Genomic DNA, 18,992 nt, shown 5'->3' with positions numbered 1-18,992 from the left:
CCTGGAGCTGAGCGGTACTCATGACGCTTGTCCTTGTTGTTGTACGCTGACAACAACATAGGCTGGGGGTGTTTAAAATATCAAGCACCCTCTTTTTACCGCACTGGCCCTTTCGCGGGTAAACCCGCTCCCACAACCACTGCCCTCAAAGCCGGCGCCGTACCTGTGGGGGCGGGTTCACCCGCGAAGAGGCCAGCACAGGTGGCAACTATTCGCGCAAGGTCATGCCATTGGCCGGCAATGGCAGAGCAGTCTTGTAGCGCACCTGCTTCAAGGCAAAACTCGACCGGATGTTCGCCACCCCCGGCAACCGTGTCAGGTAATCGAGAAAGCGCTCCAGCGCCTGGATGCTCGGCAGCAGTACCCGCAACAGGTAATCCGGGTCCCCGGTCATCAGGTAGCACTCCATCACCTCGGGCCGCTCGGCAATTTCTTCCTCGAAGCGGTGCAGTGACTGTTCCACCTGCTTTTCCAGGCTGACGTGGATGAACACGTTCACATCCAGCCCCAGCGCCTCGGGCGACAGCAGGGTCACCTGCTGGCGGATCACTCCCAGTTCTTCCATGGCCCGCACCCGGTTGAAACAGGGTGTGGGTGACAGGTTTACCGAGCGTGCCAGCTCGGCGTTGGTGATGCGGGCATTTTCCTGCAGGCTGTTGAGAATGCCGATATCGGTACGATCGAGTTTGCGCATGAGACAAAATCACCGGTTTTTTATGTTTATGCGGAATGTTTATCTGCCCCGCTCAGCAAAGGCAATCAACTTGAGAGAAAAATTCTCCTGCCGGGCCACTAAGATGTAGGGGACGCTGACTTACCAGTCACAAGCCGGTACTCAGCGGCGGCCGCTTCAGAGCTCACAAAAACAAATACCCGAGCGAGCGTAAAAAGCATGAACGAGTACGCCCCCCTGCGTTTGCATGTGCCCGAGCCTACCGGCCGGCCAGGCTGCCAGACCGATTTTTCCTACCTGCGCCTGAACGATGCAGGTCAAGCCCGTAAACCCCCTGTCGATGTCGACGCTGCCGACACGGCCGACCTGTCCTACAGCTTGGTCCGCGTGCTCGACGAGCACGGCGATGCGCAAGGCCCGTGGGCCGAGGACATCGACCCGCAAATTCTCCGCCAGGGCATGCGCGCCATGCTCAAGACGCGGATCTTCGACAGCCGCATGGTGGTTGCCCAGCGCCAGAAGAAGATGTCCTTCTACATGCAGAGCCTGGGCGAAGAAGCCATCGGCAGCGGCCAGGCGCTTGCCCTGAACCGCACCGACATGTGCTTTCCGACCTACCGTCAGCAAAGCATCCTGATGGCCCGCGACGTGTCGCTGGTGGAGATGATCTGCCAGTTGCTGTCCAACGAGCGCGACCCGCTCAAAGGCCGCCAGCTGCCGATCATGTACTCGGTACGCGAGGCCGGTTTCTTCACCATCAGCGGCAACCTGGCGACCCAGTTCGTGCAGGCGGTCGGCTGGGCCATGGCGTCGGCGATCAAGGGCGATACCAAGATCGCTTCGGCCTGGATCGGCGACGGCGCCACCGCCGAATCGGACTTCCACACTGCCCTCACCTTCGCCCACGTGTACCGCGCCCCGGTGATCCTCAACGTGGTCAACAACCAGTGGGCCATTTCTACCTTCCAGGCCATCGCCGGTGGCGAGTCGACCACCTTTGCCGGCCGTGGCGTGGGTTGCGGTATCGCTTCGCTGCGGGTCGACGGCAACGACTTCGTCGCTGTGTATGCCGCCTCGCGCTGGGCCGCCGAACGCGCCCGCCGTGGCCTGGGCCCTAGCCTGATCGAGTGGGTCACCTACCGCGCCGGCCCGCACTCGACCTCGGACGATCCGTCCAAGTACCGCCCTGCCGATGACTGGAGCCACTTCCCGCTGGGCGACCCGATTGCCCGCCTGAAGCAGCACCTGATCAAGATCGGCCACTGGTCCGAGGAAGAACACCAGGCCACCACGGCCGAGTTCGAAGCGGCGGTGATTGCCGCGCAGAAAGAAGCCGAGCAGTACGGCACCCTGGCCAACGGTCACATCCCAAGCGCCGCCTCGATGTTCGAGGACGTGTACAAGGAAATGCCCGACCACCTGCGCCGTCAACGCCAGGAACTGGGGGTTTGAGATGAACGACCACAACAACAGCATCAACCCGGAAACCGCCATGGCCACCACTACCATGACCATGATCCAGGCCCTGCGCTCGGCCATGGATGTCATGCTTGAGCGCGATGACAATGTCGTGGTGTACGGCCAGGACGTCGGCTACTTCGGCGGCGTGTTCCGCTGCACCGAAGGCCTGCAAAGCAAATACGGCAAGTCCCGTGTGTTCGACGCGCCCATCTCCGAGAGCGGTATTGTCGGCACCGCCGTAGGCATGGGTGCCTACGGCCTGCGCCCGGTGGTGGAAATCCAGTTCGCCGACTACTTCTACCCGGCCTCCGACCAGATCGTCTCCGAAATGGCCCGCCTGCGTTACCGTTCGGCCGGTGAATTCATCGCCCCGCTGACCCTGCGCATGCCGTGCGGCGGCGGTATCTATGGCGGCCAGACCCACAGCCAGAGCCCAGAGGCGATGTTCACCCAGGTGTGCGGCCTGCGCACCGTCATGCCGTCCAACCCGTACGACGCCAAGGGCCTGCTGATTGCATCGATCGAATGCGACGACCCGGTGATCTTCCTGGAGCCCAAGCGCCTGTACAACGGCCCGTTCGATGGCCACCACGACCGCCCGGTAACGCCGTGGTCGAAGCACCCGCACAGCGCCGTACCCGACGGCTACTACACCGTGCCACTGGACAAGGCCGCCATTACCCGCCCCGGCAATGACGTGACCGTGCTGACCTATGGCACCACGGTGTACGTGGCTCAGGTGGCCGCCGAAGAAAGCGGCGTCGATGCCGAAGTGATCGACCTGCGCAGCCTGTGGCCGCTGGACCTGGAGACCATCGTCGAGTCGGTGAAAAAGACCGGCCGCTGCGTGGTGGTGCACGAGGCCACCCGCACCTGCGGCTTCGGTGCCGAACTGGTGTCGCTGGTGCAGGAGCACTGCTTCCACCACCTGGAGGCGCCGATCGAACGCGTCACCGGTTGGGACACCCCCTACCCTCACGCACAGGAATGGGCTTACTTCCCAGGCCCTTCGCGGGTAGGTGCGGCATTGAAAAAGGTCATGGAGGTCTGAATGGGCACGCACGTCATCAAGATGCCGGACATTGGCGAAGGCATCGCGCAGGTCGAATTGGTGGAATGGTTCGTCAAGGTCGGCGACATCATCGCCGAGGACCAGGTGGTGGCCGACGTCATGACCGACAAGGCCACCGTGGAAATCCCTTCGCCGGTGAGCGGCAAGGTGCTGGCCCTGGGTGGCCAGCCCGGTGAGGTGATGGCCGTCGGTAGCGAACTGATCCGCATCGAAGTGGAAGGCAGCGGCAACCATGTGGATGTGCCACAGGCCAAACCGACAGAAGCGCCGGCTGCCCCGGTTGCAGCCAAGCCAGAACCGCAGCACGACGTAAAGCCCGCCGCCTACCAGGCGCCTGCCAACCATGAAGCGGCGCCCATCGTGCCACGCCAGCCGGGCGACAAGCCGCTGGCCTCGCCGGCCGTGCGCAAGCGCGCCCTGGATGCCGGTATCGAACTGCGTTACGTGCATGGCAGCGGCCCGGCCGGGCGCATCCTGCACGAAGACCTTGATGCCTTCATGAGCAAGCCGCAGAGTGCCGCCGGGCAAGCGCCGAATGGCTATGCCAAGCGCACCGACAGCGAGCAGGTGCCGGTGATCGGCCTGCGCCGCAAGATCGCCCAGCGCATGCAGGACGCCAAGCGCCGGGTCGCGCACTTCAGCTATGTGGAAGAAATCGACGTCACTGCCCTGGAAGCCCTGCGCCAGCAGCTCAACAGCAAGCATGGCGACAGCCGTGGCAAGCTCACCCTGCTGCCGTTCCTGGTGCGCGCCTTGGTTGTGGCACTGCGTGACTTCCCGCAGATCAACGCCACCTACGACGACGAAGCACAGATCATCACCCGCCATGGCGCGGTGCATGTGGGCATCGCCACCCAAGGTGACAACGGCCTGATGGTACCCGTGCTGCGCCATGCCGAAGCGGGCAGCTTGTGGGCCAACGCCGGCGAGATTTCACGCCTGGCCAACGCTGCGCGCAACAACAAGGCCAGCCGCGAGGAGCTGTCCGGCTCGACCATCACCCTGACCAGCCTCGGCGCCTTGGGCGGCATCGTCAGCACGCCGGTGGTCAACACCCCGGAAGTGGCTATCGTCGGCGTTAACCGCATGGTTGAACGGCCGGTGGTGATCGACGGCCAGATCGTCGTGCGCAAGATGATGAACTTGTCCAGTTCGTTCGATCACCGTGTGGTCGATGGCATGGACGCCGCGCTGTTCATCCAGGCCGTGCGCGGCCTGCTCGAACAACCCGCCTGCCTGTTCGTGGAGTGAGCATGAACCCGACTATCCAAACGACCCTGTTGATCATCGGCGGCGGCCCTGGCGGTTATGTGGCAGCTATCCGCGCCGGGCAACTGGGCATTCCCACCGTACTGGTGGAAGGCCAGGCACTGGGCGGTACCTGCCTGAACATCGGCTGCATTCCGTCCAAGGCCCTGATTCACGTTGCCGAGCAGTTCCACCAGACGTCGCGTTTCACCGAACCATCGCCGCTGGGCATCAGCGTGGCTTCACCACGCCTGGACATCCGCCAGAGCGTGGCCTGGAAGGACGGCATCGTCGACCGCCTGACCACCGGTGTAGCCGCGCTGCTGAAAAAGCACGGGGTGAAAGTGGTGCAGGGTTGGGCCAAGGTGCTGGACGGCAAGCAAGTCGAGGTCGATGGCCAGCGCATCCAGTGCGAGCACCTGTTGCTGGCCACCGGCTCCAGCAGCGTCGAACTGCCGATGCTGCCGCTGGGTGGCCCGGTGGTTTCCTCCACCGAAGCCCTGGCACCCAAAGCCCTGCCGCAACACCTGGTGGTGGTGGGTGGAGGTTATATCGGCCTGGAGCTGGGCATCGCCTACCGCAAGCTGGGCGCGCAGGTCAGCGTGGTGGAAGCGCGTGAGCGCATCCTGCCAACCTACGACAGCGAATTGACCGCCCCGGTGGCCGAGTCGCTGAAGAAGCTGGGCATTGCCCTGCACCTGGGCCACAGCGTCGAAGGCTACGAAAATGGCTGCCTGCTGGCCAGCGATGGCCAGGGCGGGCAACTGCGCCTGGAAGCCGACCAGGTGCTGGTGGCCGTCGGCCGCCGGCCACGCACCAAGGGCTTCAACCTGGAATGCCTGGACCTGAAGATGAACGGCGCCGCCATTGCCATCGACGATCGCTGCCAGACCAGCATGCACAACGTCTGGGCCATTGGCGACGTGGCGGGCGAACCGATGCTGGCGCACCGGGCCATGGCCCAGGGCGAAATGGTCGCTGAGATCATCGCCGGCAAGGCTCGCCGCTTCGAGCCGGCGGCTATTGCCGCGGTGTGCTTCACCGACCCGGAAGTGGTGGTGGTTGGCAAGACCCCGGAGCAGGCCGCCCAGCAAGGGGTGGACTGCATCGTCGCGCAGTTCCCGTTCGCCGCCAACGGCCGGGCCATGAGCCTGGAAGCGAAAAGCGGTTTCGTGCGTGTGGTGGCGCGGCGTGACAACCATTTGATCCTGGGCTGGCAGGCAGTTGGCGTGGCGGTTTCCGAACTGTCCACGGCGTTTGCCCAGTCGCTGGAAATGGGCGCATGCCTGGAAGATGTAGCCGGCACCATCCATGCGCACCCGACGCTAGGCGAAGCGGTTCAGGAAGCCGCACTGCGCGCCCTGGGCCACGCCCTGCATATCTGACACTGAAGCGGCCAAGGCCGATTTTGCCCGCCGCGCCGAGAGGCGCTGCGGGCCTTTTTTTGTTCATGACGCCAGTACAGGCTACTCAGCTATGGTGTTCTTGCCTGCCGCCTTGGCCCGGTACAGCGCCTTGTCGGCCCGTGCCAGCAGCGCATGCGGGTCCTCCCCGTCCTGCCATTGCACCACGCCATAGCTCATGGTCAGCCGGCAATCGCCCACCGGCTCCAACTGCGCCAACGCCTGGCGCAAACGCGCCGCCACATCCAGCGCCTCGGCCAGCGTGGTCTGCGGCAGTACGATGACGAACTCATCGCCACCCCAGCGCGCCAACAGGTCCAGTTCGCGCAGGCACGTGCGCAGGTTTTCGGCCACCCGCACCAGCGCCGCATCGCCACGCGCGTGGCCGTAGCGGTCATTGATGGGTTTGAAATCATCCATGTCCATGGCGATCAAAGACAACGGCTGGCGGAAGCGCTGGGCGCGTTCGCACTCCAGTTGCAACGCTTTCTCCAGCCGATAGCGGTTGGCGACACGGGTCAACGCATCGCGTTCGGCCAGTTCACGGTTTTCGTCCAGTTGCCGCTGCAACTGCTGGTTCACCCAGGACAGCTCGCGGGTGCGTTCGGCCACCTGGCACTCCAGCGACTGGTTCTTCTGCTCCAGTTGAGCCACCAGGCGCTTGCCGGCGTCGATGTTGCGGTGCGCACCGAGCATGCGCGCCACCGAACCGTCTGCGTTATACGCAATGATGTAGCCGCTGTCTTCGATCCAGATGTAGCTGCCATCTTGGCAACGGCAACGGTATTCAATGAGGTAGCGCTCGTTGCGCTGATTGATGTAAGCCTCGAAATGCGCCATTACCCGTGGGTAGTCTTCTGGGTGGATCACGCTTTCCCAGGTGAATACCGAGTTGGCCATGGAGTGGCTGGCATAACCGAGCATGGTGTACCAGCCCGGGTTGCGATAGACGTAGCCGGTGTTGGCATTCCAGTCCCAGATGCCATCGCTGATCAATTCGAACAAAGTGTGCAACTGCTGTTCACTGAAGCCGGCCGGTACCGGCCTGGTTGCCTGATTCATGGACGCTCTCCCTGATGCCCAGCAACTGCGCTCCATTCAAGGGGCTGCCGACAGTGGTGGTAATTGCCGATTGTGGCAAAATCATGCCTGTAACGGGCAAGCATAGGCCCACGCTGCCCCGACCGGAATAGCGCCAGCACCCTGGTTTTCATTATTTTCAATGCGCCCAGGTTGGAAGGCGCGTTTCGTATAAGATATCCGCACCGCCCGTTTGCTGGAATATCCCGTGCCACTGCCGTCTTTCAAAGCCACCGACCTGGGTGCGACACCCTCGATGTCGGAAATCATCGCCAAGCACCTGCGCGAGGCGATCATCTCGGGCCAGTTGGCCGAAGGCGAACCCGTGCGCCAGGACGAAGTGGCACAGGCCTTCAACGTCAGCAAGATCCCGGTGCGCGAAGCCTTGAAGCGCCTGGAGGCTGAAGGCCTGGTGGACTTCCACCGCAACCGCGGCGCGCTGGTTACCCGCATTTCGGAACCTGAACTGGCGCAGATGTTCGAGGTTCGGGTATTGCTGGAGGTGAAGGCAATTCGCCTGGCAATCCCCAACATGACCGAACAGCATTTTGCCCATGCCGAAGCCATTTGCGCGGAGTTCATCGGCGAAGATGACGTTGGCCGCTGGGCCGAGCTCAACTGGGCGCTGCACGCTTGCCTGTACGAACCGGCAAGGCGGCCCTATCTGGTTGGCCTTATCCGTTCGATCCACGACAAGGTGGAACGTTACCTGCGCATGCAGATGAGCCTGTCGGCGGGCAAGCTGCGTGCCGATCACGAGCACCGCGACATCGTTGCCGCCTGCCGTGCGCGCGATGTGGAGCTGGCGGCGCGGCTGATCGAAGAACACATCAATGGGGTGTGCCAGAGCCTCTACGAACACCTGCCCCACAACTGACCCAACAGGCTGTCACCGCCCCTTGTAGGAGCAGCCTTGTGCTGCGAAGGGGCCAGTGCAGCCGACGCATTTCCTTGAGCCTTGCCGCCCTCTTCGCAGCACAAGGCTGCTCCTACAGACGAAAGCATTCCAAACCTCCCTTTTGGCTTTGTTTTTGCTTATCTAGATATCGTATACGAAATACCATATAAGGAATCAGCGGCGCCGGTTTTGCCAGTTCCGCCCTGCCTACTCCTTCTTCCAATAATTACGTATCGGAGTGCAAAACCATGGCCACACCCTCTTCGGCGGCATCGGTGAATGTCGCAAAAACAGCAGACCAGGCCCCAGCGGGCATCAAACGTGTGGTAGCGGCGGCCATGGCCGGCGCAGTCGCCGAGTGGTACGAATTCTTCCTGTACGGCACCGCCTCGGCACTGGTCTTCGGCCAGTTGTTCTTCCGCCAGACCGGCAGTGCCATGGACGGCATCATCGCCGCCTTCGCCCTCTACGCCGTAGGCTTCCTCGCCCGCCCGATCGGTGGCCTGGTGTTTGGCCATTACGGCGACAAGGTTGGCCGCAAGCATTTGCTGCAGATCAGCCTGATCGTGGTCGGAGTGACCACCTTCCTGATGGGCTGCCTGCCCACCTTCGAACGCATCGGCTACGCCGCGCCCATCCTGCTGGTGGTGCTGCGGCTGATCCAGGGCTTTGCCTTCGGCGGCGAATGGGGCGGCGCGGTGCTGCTGGTGTCCGAACACAGCCCGGACAACCGCCGCGGTTTCTGGGCCAGCTGGCCGCAAGCGGGGGTGCCGGCCGGCAACCTGATCGCCACCATCATCCTGCTGCTGCTGTCATCCAACCTGAGCGAAACGCAGTTCCTTGACTGGGGCTGGCGGGTGGCCTTCTGGTTCTCGGCGGTGGTGGTGCTGATTGGCTACTGGATCCGCACGCGGGTCGACGATGCGCCGATCTTCAAGGAAGCCCAGGCCAAGCAGCAGAAACTGGAAAGCCAGCAACTGGGCGTGGTGGAAGTGGTCACCAAGTACTGGCGCGAAGTGCTGATCGGCATTGGCGCGCGCTTTGCGGAGAACATCCTTTACTACACCGTCGTCACCTTCTCCATCACCTACCTGAAACTGGTGGTGCACAAGGATACTTCGCAGATCCTGCTGCTGATGTTCGGCGCCCACCTGCTGCACTTCTTCATGATCCCGGCGATGGGGTACCTGTCGGACATCATTGGCCGCAAGCCGGTGTACCTGATCGGCGCCGTGCTCACCGCGTTCTGGGGGTTCGTCGGCTTCCCGATGATGGACACCGGCAACGACTGGCTGATCATGGCGGCGATCACCCTGGGCCTGGCCATCGAGTCGATGACCTACGCGCCCTACTCTGCATTGATGGCCGAACTGTTCCCCACCCACGTGCGCTACACCGCCCTGTCCCTGTGCTACCAGGTCGCGCCCATCCTGGCCGGCTCGCTGGCGCCGCTGATCGCCGTGACCTTGCTGAAGGAATACAACAGCTCAACGCCCATCGCCTGGTACCTGGTGGCTGCGGCGGCCATCTCGATCGTGGCCGTGGCGGCCGCCAAGGAAACCCGCGGCAAGTCGCTGCGCGCCGTTGACGAAGAATCCGTGGCCCGCAACGCCGGCCGCTAACAACCGACAAGAACCCTGCACCTTGAGGTAACGACCATGAGCAATATCTTCACCGGCACCATGCCCGCCCTGATGACCCCGTGCACCGCCGAGCGCAAACCGGACTTCGACGCCCTGGTGCGCAAAGGCCGCGAGCTGATCGAGGCCGGCATGAGCGCCGTGGTGTACTGCGGTTCGATGGGCGACTGGCCGCTGCTGACCGAGGCCGAACGCCAGGAAGGCGTGGCGCGCCTGGTGGCCGCCGGCATTCCGACCATCGTCGGCACCGGCGCGGTGAACACCCGTGAAGCGGTGTCCCATGCCGCCCACGCCGCCAACGTCGGCGCCGCCGGCCTGATGGTCATCCCCCGCGTGCTCAGCCGTGGTGCTTCACTGATCGCCCAGAAGCACCACTTCTCGGCCATTCTTGCCGCCGCGCCGAAGCTGCCGGCGGTGATCTACAACAGCCCCTACTACGGCTTCGCCACCCGCGCCGACCTGTTCTTCGAGCTGCGCCGCGAATTCCCCAACCTGATCGGCTTCAAGGAATTCGGCGGCGGCGCCGACCTGCGCTATGCCGCCGAGCACATCACCTCCAAGGATGACGATGTCACCCTGATGGTCGGCGTCGACACCCAGGTGGTGCATGGCTTCGTCAACTGCAACGCCACCGGCGCCATCACCGGCATCGGCAACGCCCTGCCCCGGGAAGTGCTGCAACTGGTGAGCCTGAGCAAGCAGGCCGCCAAGGGCGACGCCCGTGCTCGTCGCCTGGCGCGCGAGCTGGAGGCGGCGCTGGCGGTGCTGTCGTCGTTCGATGAGGGCTGCGACCTGGTGCTGTATTACAAGCACTTGATGGTGCTCAACGGCGACACCGAATACAGCCTGCACTTCAACGAAACCGATGTGCTGACCGATGCCCAGCGCAACTATGCCGAGCAGCAGTACGCGCTGTTCCGCAGCTGGTATGCGAGCTGGTCGGCCGAGCAGAACCTGGCCTGACGCCGCCACGGCTTTCTCTGTGGGAGCGGGCGTGCCCGCGAAGCAGGCGACTCGGTGCCTGGCACCGGCTATGCCGGTGTTCGCGGGCGCGCCCGCTCCCACAGTGCCTACTGTGCCTACTGTGCCTACTGTGCCTACTGTGCCTACTGTGCCTACAGGGTCGGGCCAGCACATCGCTCAAGCCAGCTGCAACAGCGCCTCTTCCACAGCGGCCACCACTTGGTTGCCCTTGGCGCCTGGCAGCCGCCACGCCGCAATGGTCATGCCCAAGGGCACTGCACACTCCACCGGGGCGACCAGTTCGCCGCTGTCCAGGTAACGTTGCACCAGGCTTCTGCGCCCTATCAGTACTCCCGCAGCCAACAGGGCTTGCTGCAGTGCGATCGAGTACAGGGAAAACCCCGGCCCACGGGCAATGAACTTGTGCCCGGGCATCACTGCATCGCTCCACACCGCCCAATCGTTCCAACCCACATCGGCAATGCAACGAACGTCGGCGAGGTCCTCGGGGCGGGCAATGTTGGCTGCCAGGGCCGGTACGCACACAGGCAGGATTTCTTCCGTGGCAATCCTGCGCTGCCAGCGCTCCGGCTTTTCGGTGTAGAACAGGCACAGGTCGAAGGGGCTGCGCTTGAGGTTGGGCGGCTCATCCACTGCCGTGACCGAAATCTCGATGGGTGCCAGCAGCCGGGTCAATTCCGGCAAGCGCGGCCCGATCCACAGCTGCGCCAACGCCGGGGAGGTGACGATATGCACGCGCTGCGGTGCGGCCAGGCGACGAAGCGTGCGCGCTGCAGCTTCGACTGCATCGAACGCTTCAGTGAACTGCGCTTTCACGCTTTCGCCCAACGGCGTCAGGCGCACGCCTTTGGCGTGGCGCTCGAACAACGCGGCGCCGTATTCGCTCTCGAGGGTCTTCACCAACGCTGCGATGGCACCGGGGGTAACCTTGAGTTCGAGTGCGGCACGGGCAAAGCCGCCCAGGCGGGCAGACGCTTCGAAAGCGCGCAAGGCATTGAGTTGCAGGGAGTGACGGGTGGGACTATCGAGGTACACAGTTTCAGGCCTATTTTTTTTAGGCCTACTATTTCAGAAATCTGGCGTTGTCGCCAACCGTCACGCGCATTAACGTGGGGGTGCCTGGCTGGCGCCTCCCGAATACTTTCAAGGAACTCAAATGCCGTACCCTAGCGGGACCGAAGCATTCAAGCAGGGTGCCCACAGCGCCCTGCCTTTGACCTCCGGCATCGTGCCCTTCGGCCTGATCACCGGGGTCACCGCCATCGGCATGGGCCTCTCGCCTGCCGATGCCATCGGCATGACCTTGCTGTTCTATTCAGGGTCGGCGCAGATGGTGGTCATGCAGTTGATGCAGAATGCCGCCCTACCCGTGACCATGGTGGTTACCGCGCTGGTCATCAACCTGCGCTTCCTCATGTACAGCGCCAGCCTGGCCCCGCACCTGGGCCAGCTGCCGCGCCGGCAGAAATGGCCGATGGCCTACATGCTGTCCGACCAGTCGTTCGCCCTGTGTACGCTGAAGATGGGCTCGGGCGGGCTTGGGCAGCATGCCTACCCCTACTATGCCGGCACGGCGATCACCATGTTCTTCGGTTGGAACCTCTCGGTGCTGGCTGGCATGTATCTGGGCGCGGGCATCCCAGAAGACTGGTCGTTGGGCTTCGCCATCCCCTTGTCGTTCCTGGCGCTGTTGATACCCGGCATTCGCAATGCAGCCACACTAGGCGCGGCACTGACCGGCGGCGTGCTGGCCGTGCTGGCGGCCGACCTGCCGTACAACCTCGGCCTGCTGACGGGTGCGCTGGGCGGTATCACCGCCGGGTTGGTTATCGAGAACGGGAAAAAACAGCAAGCCATGCCCGAAGCCAACAGCGAGCAGGAAGCATCATGAGCGAAATGACGCAATGGATAACCTTCGCCCTGATCGGCCTGGGCACTTTCTTCATCCGGCTGTCGTTCATCGAGCTGCACACGGTACTGCGCATTCCACCCCTGTTTCGCCGTGCGCTGGCGTATGTACCGGCCAGCGTACTGGCGGCACTGGTACTGCCGGCAGTGGTGCTTCCAGACCGGCATGCCGGCTTCGACTGGGCGAACCCGCAGATACCGGCGGCGGTACTGGCTGCATGGGTGGCATGGCGCACGCGCAGTACATTGCTGACGCTGGTGGTGGGCATGGGAGTGCTGTGGGCGCTTAAGCACTGGGGCCTATAGGCGCGAAGCGTCCTCAGGAAAAATCGGCAGGATGTTGTGCACAGAATTCGTTTGAGGTCCTTGGTCTTGTTGTCCATGGTGGCAGGCTGGTAGCTACTTGCCACGCGTGGACGCAGGCGCATGACGATGCCTGCGTTGGGGACGTTGTCGGATCCCCGATAATAAGAGAGGACAAGGAAATGCAATCCAACAGTTTGAAGCAAAGCCTCAAGCAGCGGCATATCACCATGATCGCGCTGGGTGGGGTGATCGGTGCAGGGTTGTTCATGGGCTCAGGCTCATTGATCGCATCGGCAGGGCCTGCGGCCATCCTGTCGTATTTCATTGGTGGCCTGGTGGTCACCCTGGTCATGTTCATGCTCGGCGAAATGGCCTGTCGCAACCCGGATGCCGGGTCGTTCTCGACCTACGCCAACACCTACCTCGGCGATTGGGCAGGGTTTGCAGTGGGCTGGCTGTACTGGTTCAAGTCGATGATGACCATCACCCTCGAAGCGGTATTGCTGGGCGCCATCCTGCATGACTTTCTACCCTGGCTGCCGATCTGGGCAGGCGCCTTCCTGATGCTGGTGACCCTGATGGCCAGCAATGCCTACTCGGTGCGTTCGTTTGCCGAAGTGGAGTACTGGCTGGCCGCGATGAAGGTCGCCACCATCCTAATCTTCATGCTGCTAGGCCTCTCGATCCTGCTCGGCCTGCACAGCGACATTCCCTCCCCCGGCCTGGTCAACCTCACCGCCCATGATGGTTTCATGCCTAACGGCCTTTCACCCGTGATGGCCGGCGTGATCGTGGTGATCTTCTCCCTGGGCGGCAGCGAAATTGCCGCTGTAGCCGCAGGCGAGTCGGAGAACCCACGGCGCAACGTGATCCGCGCGATCAAGAGCGTCATCTTGCGGGTGATGCTGTTCTACGTAGGTTCCGTGTCGATCCTGATCCTTTGCCTGCCCTGGACCGACAAGGCCAACCTGGCCTCGCCCTATGTTTCGCTATTCAGCCTGGCCGGGTTCGGTGGCGCGGCGGTAGCGATGAAGCTGGTGCTGTTCGTCTCGTTCATGTCGGTGATGAACTCGTTCATGTTCTCCAACTCGCGCATGTTGTTCTCGCTGAGCCAGCGTGGCCACGCCCCCAAGCTGTTCTCGCGCACCAGCGCCAAGGGCGTGCCAATCAATGCACTGCTGCTGAGCCTGTCGATCTGCACCATGATCCTGACCGTGCACTTTGTCAGCGGCGGCGACCTGTTCATGACCCTGGCCAAAAGCACCGGCAGCCTGGTGATGGTGGTGTGGATCTTCATCATCATCGCCCACGTGGCCATGCGCTGGAAAACCCGCCACGAAGCGGTTGACCCGAACGCCTTCCGCGCCTGGCTGTTCCCGTATGCCAATATCGTTGCGCTGTTCGCCTTGCTGGCGGTGATCGGCACTCAGGCATTCGACCCGGTGGCACGTTTCCAGTTCTGGTTCACGGTGCTGACAGTAGTGCTGGTGGTGACGGGGTACTTCGTGATGCGTCAGCGCCTGAGTGGCAAGCTGGCAACCAACTGAGCCGCCTGCGCTGTGCGGTCCGATAAGGACCGCGCGGCGCCGATGCAAGTACGGGCACTGACCCCACAGACAGCCGCAAACACCATTGCGCGTTGCAATGATGGGAGGCGAGCGTAAGGGAGCGGGGAGAAATGGCGTCCCAGGCAGGAATTGAACCTGCAACCTTCCCCTTAGGAGGGGGATGCTCTATCCAATTGAGCTACTGAGACGCAAGCACCGGCAGCAAGCGCTGCACAGCGGGACGGCAAGCATGTTAACCAGCATGCTGGCATTTGTCATGTCTGCGCCGGGCTTTTTCGCGTAATCCTTTTCTGGCATCGCTAAGCCCGAGGCAACACACCCTCATCGCGCAGCAACGCGAACAACCCTTCGACAGCAACCTCCAAGGCAGTGGAATTATCCAGCACATGCACCGACGGGTCGGCTGCCGCCTGCAAACGTACGTTGCGTGCCAGACGCTGCTGCACTTCTTCTGCGGTTTCCCGGCCCCGAGCTAGCAAGCGCTGGCGCAGCACCTCAGGCTTGACCTCGACCAACACGGCCAACACGTCTGGATAGCGCTGACGAGCCTCTGCCAGATAAGCCCGCGAACCATTCACCAACACCGCCCTGCCCGCCGCCAGCCACTGGTCCACCTGCCGGGGTATGCCGTAGTCCAGGCCATTGGCCCGCCAGTGCATGGCAAAAGCGCCCTGCGCGCGCAGGGCCTCGAACTGTTCAGGCGTGACCCCTTGGGCGGCTTCGCCCTTGGCTTCAGCCGAGCGAGTGATGACGCGACGGGCAATTTCCACCCCAGCGGCTGCCAACCGCTCACGCGACGCGTCGATCAGGGAATCTTTCCCAGACCCCGACGGTCCTATCAGAAATATCAACCGGCCTGTCCCTGATCGGCGGTCGCTTGCGTCATGTTGCATAGCCACTATGCTCTACGGAGGGGAACCGGCGCATTCTAGGGGTTTTCCAGGTCTTTTGCTGCGTTTTACCAGTTTTTGACGGCAAAAGACTGACGGTCAGGCAAGCCGGAGTATGTAAAACTTTTCAAACCAGTACTCATTTCTGATAATTGGTACTGGCATAAAGCCTTTATCCGGCTCACTATTTGTCACAGAATTGACGCCAAGGAAACGGCGACCATGAGGCAAGATGAGCATCCATTTTTCACTGACGGTTGAACATTTTGTCGTCGCCACGGTCGTACTTCCACCCCGTGCGGCCAATTTGAGAACCGCTTCCCCTGAACCAAACTCCGGTCAATTTATATGCGCCCAATGAAACAGGCTATTTATTCGAGCCGCACCGCTGACAAGTTTGTCGTCCGCCTGCCAGACGGGATGCGTGAGCGCATTGCCGAGGTAGCGCGCAACCACCACCGCAGCATGAACTCCGAAATTATCGCGCGCCTGGAACAGAGCCTTATCCAGGAAGGTGCGCTGGGTGACGAGTTGAGCATGCGCTTGGACAGCCCTGAACTGTCCCTGCATGAGCGCGAGTTACTGCAGCGGTTCCGCCAACTTTCCCACCGCCAGCAGAACGCCTTGGTCGCCCTCATCGCTCACGATGTGGAAATGGCCGCCGACGCCTCCTGAGGCCGGCCTGCAGCGAATACAAAAAAGCCAGCGTAAGCTGGCTTTTTTGTGGGCGACTGTCTCACACCATCACCCAAACTACCCCGTCCCCCTGTAGGAGCAGCCTTGTGCTGCGAAGAGGCCAGCACAGCCTTTTGCCATGCGGGCCTCTTCGCAGCACAAGGCTGCTCCTACACCGCGCCTGTGTTTGCCTTGGAATCCACCCACAGCCAGGCCAAGAAACGGGTTAAAGCAGGAACAGCGTGGCCAGGCCAAGGAAGATGAAGAAGCCGCCGCTGTCGGTCACAGCAGTGATCATCACACTTGCACCCATGGCCGGGTCGCGCCCCAGGCGGGCCAATGTCATCGGGATCAACACGCCCATCAACGCCGCCAGCAACAGGTTCAAAGTCATCGCAGCGGTCATCACCACCCCCAGCGACCAACTGCCATACAACCAGAAAGCCACCGCGCCGATCACGCCGCCCCAAACCAGGCCGTTGATCAGCGACACTGCCAATTCCTTGCGCATCAGGCGGCTGGTATTGCCAGGCGACACTTGGTCCAGCGCCATGGCGCGGACAATCATGGTGATGGTCTGGTTACCAGAGTTGCCACCAATACCCGCAACAATGGGCATCAACGCAGCCAACGCCACCAGCTTTTCAATCGAACCTTCGAACACCCCGATCACCCGCGAAGCGAGGAAGGCAGTAATCAGGTTGATCGCCAGCCATGCCCAACGGTTGCGAAACGAACGCCAGACCGAGGCGAAGATATCTTCCTCTTCACGCAGACCCGCCATGTTGAGGACTTCGCTCTCGCTCTCCTCACGGATCAGGTCGACCATTTCGTCGATGGTCAGACGGCCGATCAAGCGTTCGCTCTTATCGACTACGGGAGCCGAAACCAAGTCATAACGTTCGAAGGCCTGCGCAGCGTCATAGGCATCTTCCTCGGGCTGGAAGGACACGGGGTCGGTGGCCATGACCTCCGCCACCTTCTTCTCCGGGTCGTTGACCAACAAGCGCTTGATCGGCAATACACCCTTGAGAATGCCGTCGTAATCGACCACGAACAGTTTGTCGGTGTGGTTCGGCAGCTCTTTCAGACGGCGCAGGTAACGCAGCACCACCTCCAGGCTGACATCTTCGCGGATGGTGACCATCTCGAAGTCCATCAGCGCACCGACCTGCTCCTCGTCGTAGCTCAGCGCCGAACGCACGCGTTCGCGTTGCTGGGCATCGAGGGTTTCCATGAGCTCGTGAACAACATCACGCGGCAGTTCAGGGGCCAGGTCGGCCAGCTCGTCGGCGTCCATTTCCTTGGCGGCGGCCAACAATTCGTGATCGTCCATGTCGGCGATCAGGGATTGGCGAACCGCGTCGGAAACTTCCAGCAGAATGTCGCCATCGCGGTCCGAGCGCACCAGCTGCCAGACCGTCAGACGGTCTTCCAGGGGCAAGGCTTCGAGGATATAGGCGATGTCGGCAGGGTGCAGGTCATCGAGCTTGCGCTGCAGCTCGACGAGGTTCTGGCGGTGGACCAGGTTTTCCACCAGATCGTTGTGCGCGCCTTCCTGGCGGTGGGTCAGGTCTTCGACCACGCGCTGACGCTGCAGCAGTTCGACCACCTGGGCCAGGCGATCCTGCAGGCTTTCTTGCGCTTTTTTTACTTCTACTTCAGTCATAGGCGAACTCCACTCCCAGCAGCGGAGCACGCCGGGAGAATCAATCGGTCAGATCTTTCTGTATGAATCTTGTTAGCGAGTAACTACTGGGTAAGTCCATGGTGGTTTTCCACAAGCCCCGGCGGGGCTGACGGGCGCAATCATACACTGCTAAAGCTGTCAGATCGCTTAAATTTTTGGCCAGAACAATCGTTTGCGCGATAAAGCTAGGACAACGCTCGAAGCTATCAGTGCGACGGTTGTCATGGGTGGGAAAGCACATTTGGTTTTTGCAGCCGCGCAGCGGCTCCACGCTACAGCACACTCATTACTGAAGAGCGTAGATCGACATCATCAACAATTCATTGGCGCAGAAAACAAAAAGCCCGCTCAATTGAGCGGGCTTCTTGATGGGATATGGCGGACTCAGCAGGATTCGAACCTGCGACCGCTCGGTTCGTAGCCGAGTACTCTATCCAGCTGAGCTATGAGTCCGTGGTGGTAGTTTTAGACCAGATTACCACTGGTTGACTGAAGCAGCTTTGCAAGCAGAGCCACTTCAAAAGTGGCGGACTCAGCAGGATTCGAACCTGCGACCGCTCGGTTCGTAGCCGAGTACTCTATCCAGCTGAGCTATGAGTCCGTGGTGGTAGTTTTAGACCAGATTACCGCTGGTTGACTGAAGCAGCTTTGCAAGCAGAGCCACTTCAAAAAGTGGCGGACTCAGCAGGATTCGAACCTGCGACCGCTCGGTTCGTAGCCGAGTACTCTATCCAGCTGAGCTATGAGTCCGCGATTGGTAGTTTTAGACCAGCTACCGCTGGTTTATTGAAGCAGCCTTGCAAGCAAAGCCACTTCAAAAGTGGCGGACTCAGCAGGATTCGAACCTGCGACCGCTCGGTTCGTAGCCGAGTACTCTATCCAGCTGAGCTATGAGTCCGTGTCTTGCCGCGCATTATAGGTCGCTGAAACATTATTGCAAGAACATTTTCGTTTAAAAACAACTACTTAGCGTTCTTACCGTTTACAGCGCCCTACGCAAATAATGGCGGTGAAGGGGGGATTCGAACCCCCGATACCCTTATGAGGTATACTCCCTTAGCAGGGGAGCGCCTTCGGCCACTCGGCCACCTCACCGCAACACGAGGCGAATATTAAAGAACCTCTTTCACCTTTGCAACCCTTTTTTTGAAAAAAACTTCAAAAAAATTAAAGGCTTGGCTCTTCATCCTTCTCCTTCTTGATCCGCAGGTAGATTTCCTCGCGGTGAACAGCCACTTCTTTCGGGGCGCTGACGCCAATACGCACCTGGTTGCCTTTGACGCCAAGCACCGTCACGGTGATCTCGCCGTCTCCAATGATCAGGCTCTCGGCGCACCGACGAGTCAGAATCAACATAGCTTTCTCCTTACGCAAACATTCAGGGGTAACAGTCTTGGGTGTCGGGGACGGGTCGTGGACGGCGACCGTAGCCCCGGTTACTCGCCGCACAGGGCAGGACAGGGCCTGCACGGCGAGCAGAAACGCGAAGGGCGCGG

16 protein-coding genes, 6 tRNA genes and 1 pseudogene are annotated in these 18,992 nt (G+C 61.6%); 11 read left to right on the top strand and 12 right to left on the bottom strand.

Annotated features, from left to right (window positions below; all coding sequences use genetic code 11):
- Positions 1–208 precede the first annotated feature (208 nt).
- The gene (gene bkdR / locus ACNFBR_RS23515) at positions 209–694 is read right to left on the bottom strand and encodes a Bkd operon transcriptional regulator BkdR (RefSeq protein ID WP_012273540.1); all 486 of its coding nucleotides are present in this window, start codon (positions 692–694) and stop codon (positions 209–211) included.
- Positions 695–892: 198 nt separating this feature from the next.
- On the opposite strand from bkdR, the gene ACNFBR_RS23510 reads away from it, so the two are divergent.
- From ACNFBR_RS23510 to lpdA, 4 genes and pseudogenes are all read left to right on the top strand, one after another.
- On the top strand, positions 893–2,125 hold the full coding sequence (locus ACNFBR_RS23510) for a 3-methyl-2-oxobutanoate dehydrogenase (2-methylpropanoyl-transferring) subunit alpha (RefSeq protein WP_012273541.1): 1,233 nt from the start codon (positions 893–895) through the stop codon (positions 2,123–2,125).
- Between the two features lies 1 nt (position 2,126).
- Positions 2,127–3,185, top strand: a complete 1,059-nt coding sequence (locus ACNFBR_RS23505) for an alpha-ketoacid dehydrogenase subunit beta (RefSeq protein ID WP_416737019.1) — start codon at positions 2,127–2,129, stop codon at positions 3,183–3,185.
- Positions 3,186–4,457 carry a dihydrolipoamide acetyltransferase family protein gene (locus tag ACNFBR_RS23500; protein ID WP_416737018.1) on the top strand — a complete coding sequence of 424 codons (1,272 nt, stop codon included), beginning with the start codon at positions 3,186–3,188 and terminating at the stop codon, positions 4,455–4,457.
- A 2-nt stretch (positions 4,458–4,459) separates the two neighbouring features.
- A pseudogene (gene lpdA / locus ACNFBR_RS23495) lies at positions 4,460–6,032 on the top strand (dihydrolipoyl dehydrogenase).
- Here lpdA and ACNFBR_RS23490 read toward each other — a convergent pair.
- Positions 5,921–6,919 carry a diguanylate cyclase domain-containing protein gene (locus ACNFBR_RS23490; RefSeq protein WP_416737017.1) on the bottom strand — a complete coding sequence of 333 codons (999 nt, stop codon included), beginning with the start codon at positions 6,917–6,919 and terminating at the stop codon, positions 5,921–5,923. The pseudogene lpdA and the gene ACNFBR_RS23490 sit on opposite strands and share 112 nt — an antisense overlap.
- Before the next feature lie 274 nt (positions 6,920–7,193).
- Here ACNFBR_RS23490 and ACNFBR_RS23485 point away from each other — a divergent pair, with 274 nt between their 5' ends.
- The 3 genes from ACNFBR_RS23485 to ACNFBR_RS23475 all read left to right on the top strand — a co-directional run bounded on the left by ACNFBR_RS23485 (position 7,194) and on the right by ACNFBR_RS23475 (position 10,438).
- Positions 7,194–7,814, top strand: coding sequence for a GntR family transcriptional regulator (locus ACNFBR_RS23485; RefSeq protein ID WP_416737078.1), 621 nt, complete (start codon positions 7,194–7,196; stop codon positions 7,812–7,814).
- Between the two features lie 269 nt (positions 7,815–8,083).
- The gene (abaF, locus tag ACNFBR_RS23480; protein WP_416737016.1) at positions 8,084–9,457 is read left to right on the top strand and encodes a fosfomycin efflux MFS transporter AbaF; all 1,374 of its coding nucleotides are present in this window, start codon (positions 8,084–8,086) and stop codon (positions 9,455–9,457) included.
- A gap of 36 nt (positions 9,458–9,493) precedes the next feature.
- Positions 9,494–10,438, top strand: coding sequence for a dihydrodipicolinate synthase family protein (locus ACNFBR_RS23475; RefSeq protein WP_416737015.1), 945 nt, complete (start codon positions 9,494–9,496; stop codon positions 10,436–10,438).
- A 177-nt stretch (positions 10,439–10,615) separates the two neighbouring features.
- Here ACNFBR_RS23475 and ACNFBR_RS23470 read toward each other — a convergent pair whose 3' ends face one another.
- On the bottom strand, positions 10,616–11,494 hold the full coding sequence (locus tag ACNFBR_RS23470) for a LysR family transcriptional regulator (protein ID WP_416737014.1): 879 nt from the start codon (positions 11,492–11,494) through the stop codon (positions 10,616–10,618).
- A 121-nt stretch (positions 11,495–11,615) separates the two neighbouring features.
- Between ACNFBR_RS23470 and ACNFBR_RS23465 the strand changes: the two genes are divergently transcribed.
- The 3 genes from ACNFBR_RS23465 to ACNFBR_RS23455 all read left to right on the top strand — a co-directional run bounded on the left by ACNFBR_RS23465 (position 11,616) and on the right by ACNFBR_RS23455 (position 14,220).
- Entirely contained in the window at positions 11,616–12,350 is a 735-nt protein-coding gene (locus tag ACNFBR_RS23465; RefSeq protein WP_416737013.1) for an AzlC family ABC transporter permease, read from the top strand.
- Positions 12,347–12,673, top strand: coding sequence for an AzlD domain-containing protein (locus tag ACNFBR_RS23460; RefSeq protein WP_416737012.1), 327 nt, complete (start codon positions 12,347–12,349; stop codon positions 12,671–12,673). Before ACNFBR_RS23465 ends, ACNFBR_RS23460 begins: the two co-directional genes overlap by 4 nt.
- A gap of 179 nt (positions 12,674–12,852) precedes the next feature.
- The gene (locus ACNFBR_RS23455; RefSeq protein ID WP_416737011.1) at positions 12,853–14,220 is read left to right on the top strand and encodes an amino acid permease; all 1,368 of its coding nucleotides are present in this window, start codon (positions 12,853–12,855) and stop codon (positions 14,218–14,220) included.
- Between the two features lie 132 nt (positions 14,221–14,352).
- On the opposite strand, the gene ACNFBR_RS23450 is transcribed toward ACNFBR_RS23455, so the two are convergent.
- A tRNA-Arg gene (locus ACNFBR_RS23450) sits at positions 14,353–14,429 on the bottom strand.
- Between the two features lie 111 nt (positions 14,430–14,540).
- Positions 14,541–15,134, bottom strand: coding sequence for a phosphonate metabolism protein/1,5-bisphosphokinase (PRPP-forming) PhnN (phnN, locus tag ACNFBR_RS23445; protein WP_416737010.1), 594 nt, complete (start codon positions 15,132–15,134; stop codon positions 14,541–14,543).
- A gap of 345 nt (positions 15,135–15,479) precedes the next feature.
- On the opposite strand from phnN, the gene ACNFBR_RS23440 reads away from it, so the two are divergent.
- Entirely contained in the window at positions 15,480–15,806 is a 327-nt protein-coding gene (locus ACNFBR_RS23440) for an Arc family DNA-binding protein (RefSeq protein ID WP_003254499.1), read from the top strand.
- A 226-nt stretch (positions 15,807–16,032) separates the two neighbouring features.
- Here ACNFBR_RS23440 and mgtE read toward each other — a convergent pair whose 3' ends face one another.
- The 7 genes from mgtE to csrA all read right to left on the bottom strand — a co-directional run bounded on the left by mgtE (position 16,033) and on the right by csrA (position 18,852).
- Positions 16,033–17,475, bottom strand: a complete 1,443-nt coding sequence (gene mgtE, locus ACNFBR_RS23435; RefSeq protein WP_416737009.1) for a magnesium transporter — start codon at positions 17,473–17,475, stop codon at positions 16,033–16,035.
- Between the two features lie 397 nt (positions 17,476–17,872).
- A tRNA-Arg gene (locus ACNFBR_RS23430) sits at positions 17,873–17,949 on the bottom strand.
- A gap of 71 nt (positions 17,950–18,020) precedes the next feature.
- Positions 18,021–18,097: transfer RNA gene (locus ACNFBR_RS23425), tRNA-Arg, on the bottom strand.
- Between the two features lie 72 nt (positions 18,098–18,169).
- Positions 18,170–18,246 (bottom strand) — tRNA-Arg (locus ACNFBR_RS23420).
- Positions 18,247–18,317: 71 nt separating this feature from the next.
- Positions 18,318–18,394: transfer RNA gene (locus ACNFBR_RS23415), tRNA-Arg, on the bottom strand.
- 106 nt (positions 18,395–18,500) lie between these two features.
- Positions 18,501–18,591 (bottom strand) — tRNA-Ser (locus tag ACNFBR_RS23410).
- Positions 18,592–18,663: 72 nt separating this feature from the next.
- Positions 18,664–18,852, bottom strand: a complete 189-nt coding sequence (gene csrA, locus ACNFBR_RS23405; RefSeq protein WP_003254503.1) for a carbon storage regulator CsrA — start codon at positions 18,850–18,852, stop codon at positions 18,664–18,666.
- Between the last annotated feature and the right edge of the window lie 140 nt (positions 18,853–18,992).

The sequence above is a fragment of the Pseudomonas sp. NY11955 genome (assembly GCF_048068035.1).
Taxonomy (GTDB): Bacteria; Pseudomonadota; Gammaproteobacteria; order Pseudomonadales; family Pseudomonadaceae; genus Aquipseudomonas.
The sequence above is the reverse complement of the archived record's forward strand: the minus strand, read 5'-3'. Positions and strand labels throughout refer to the sequence as shown.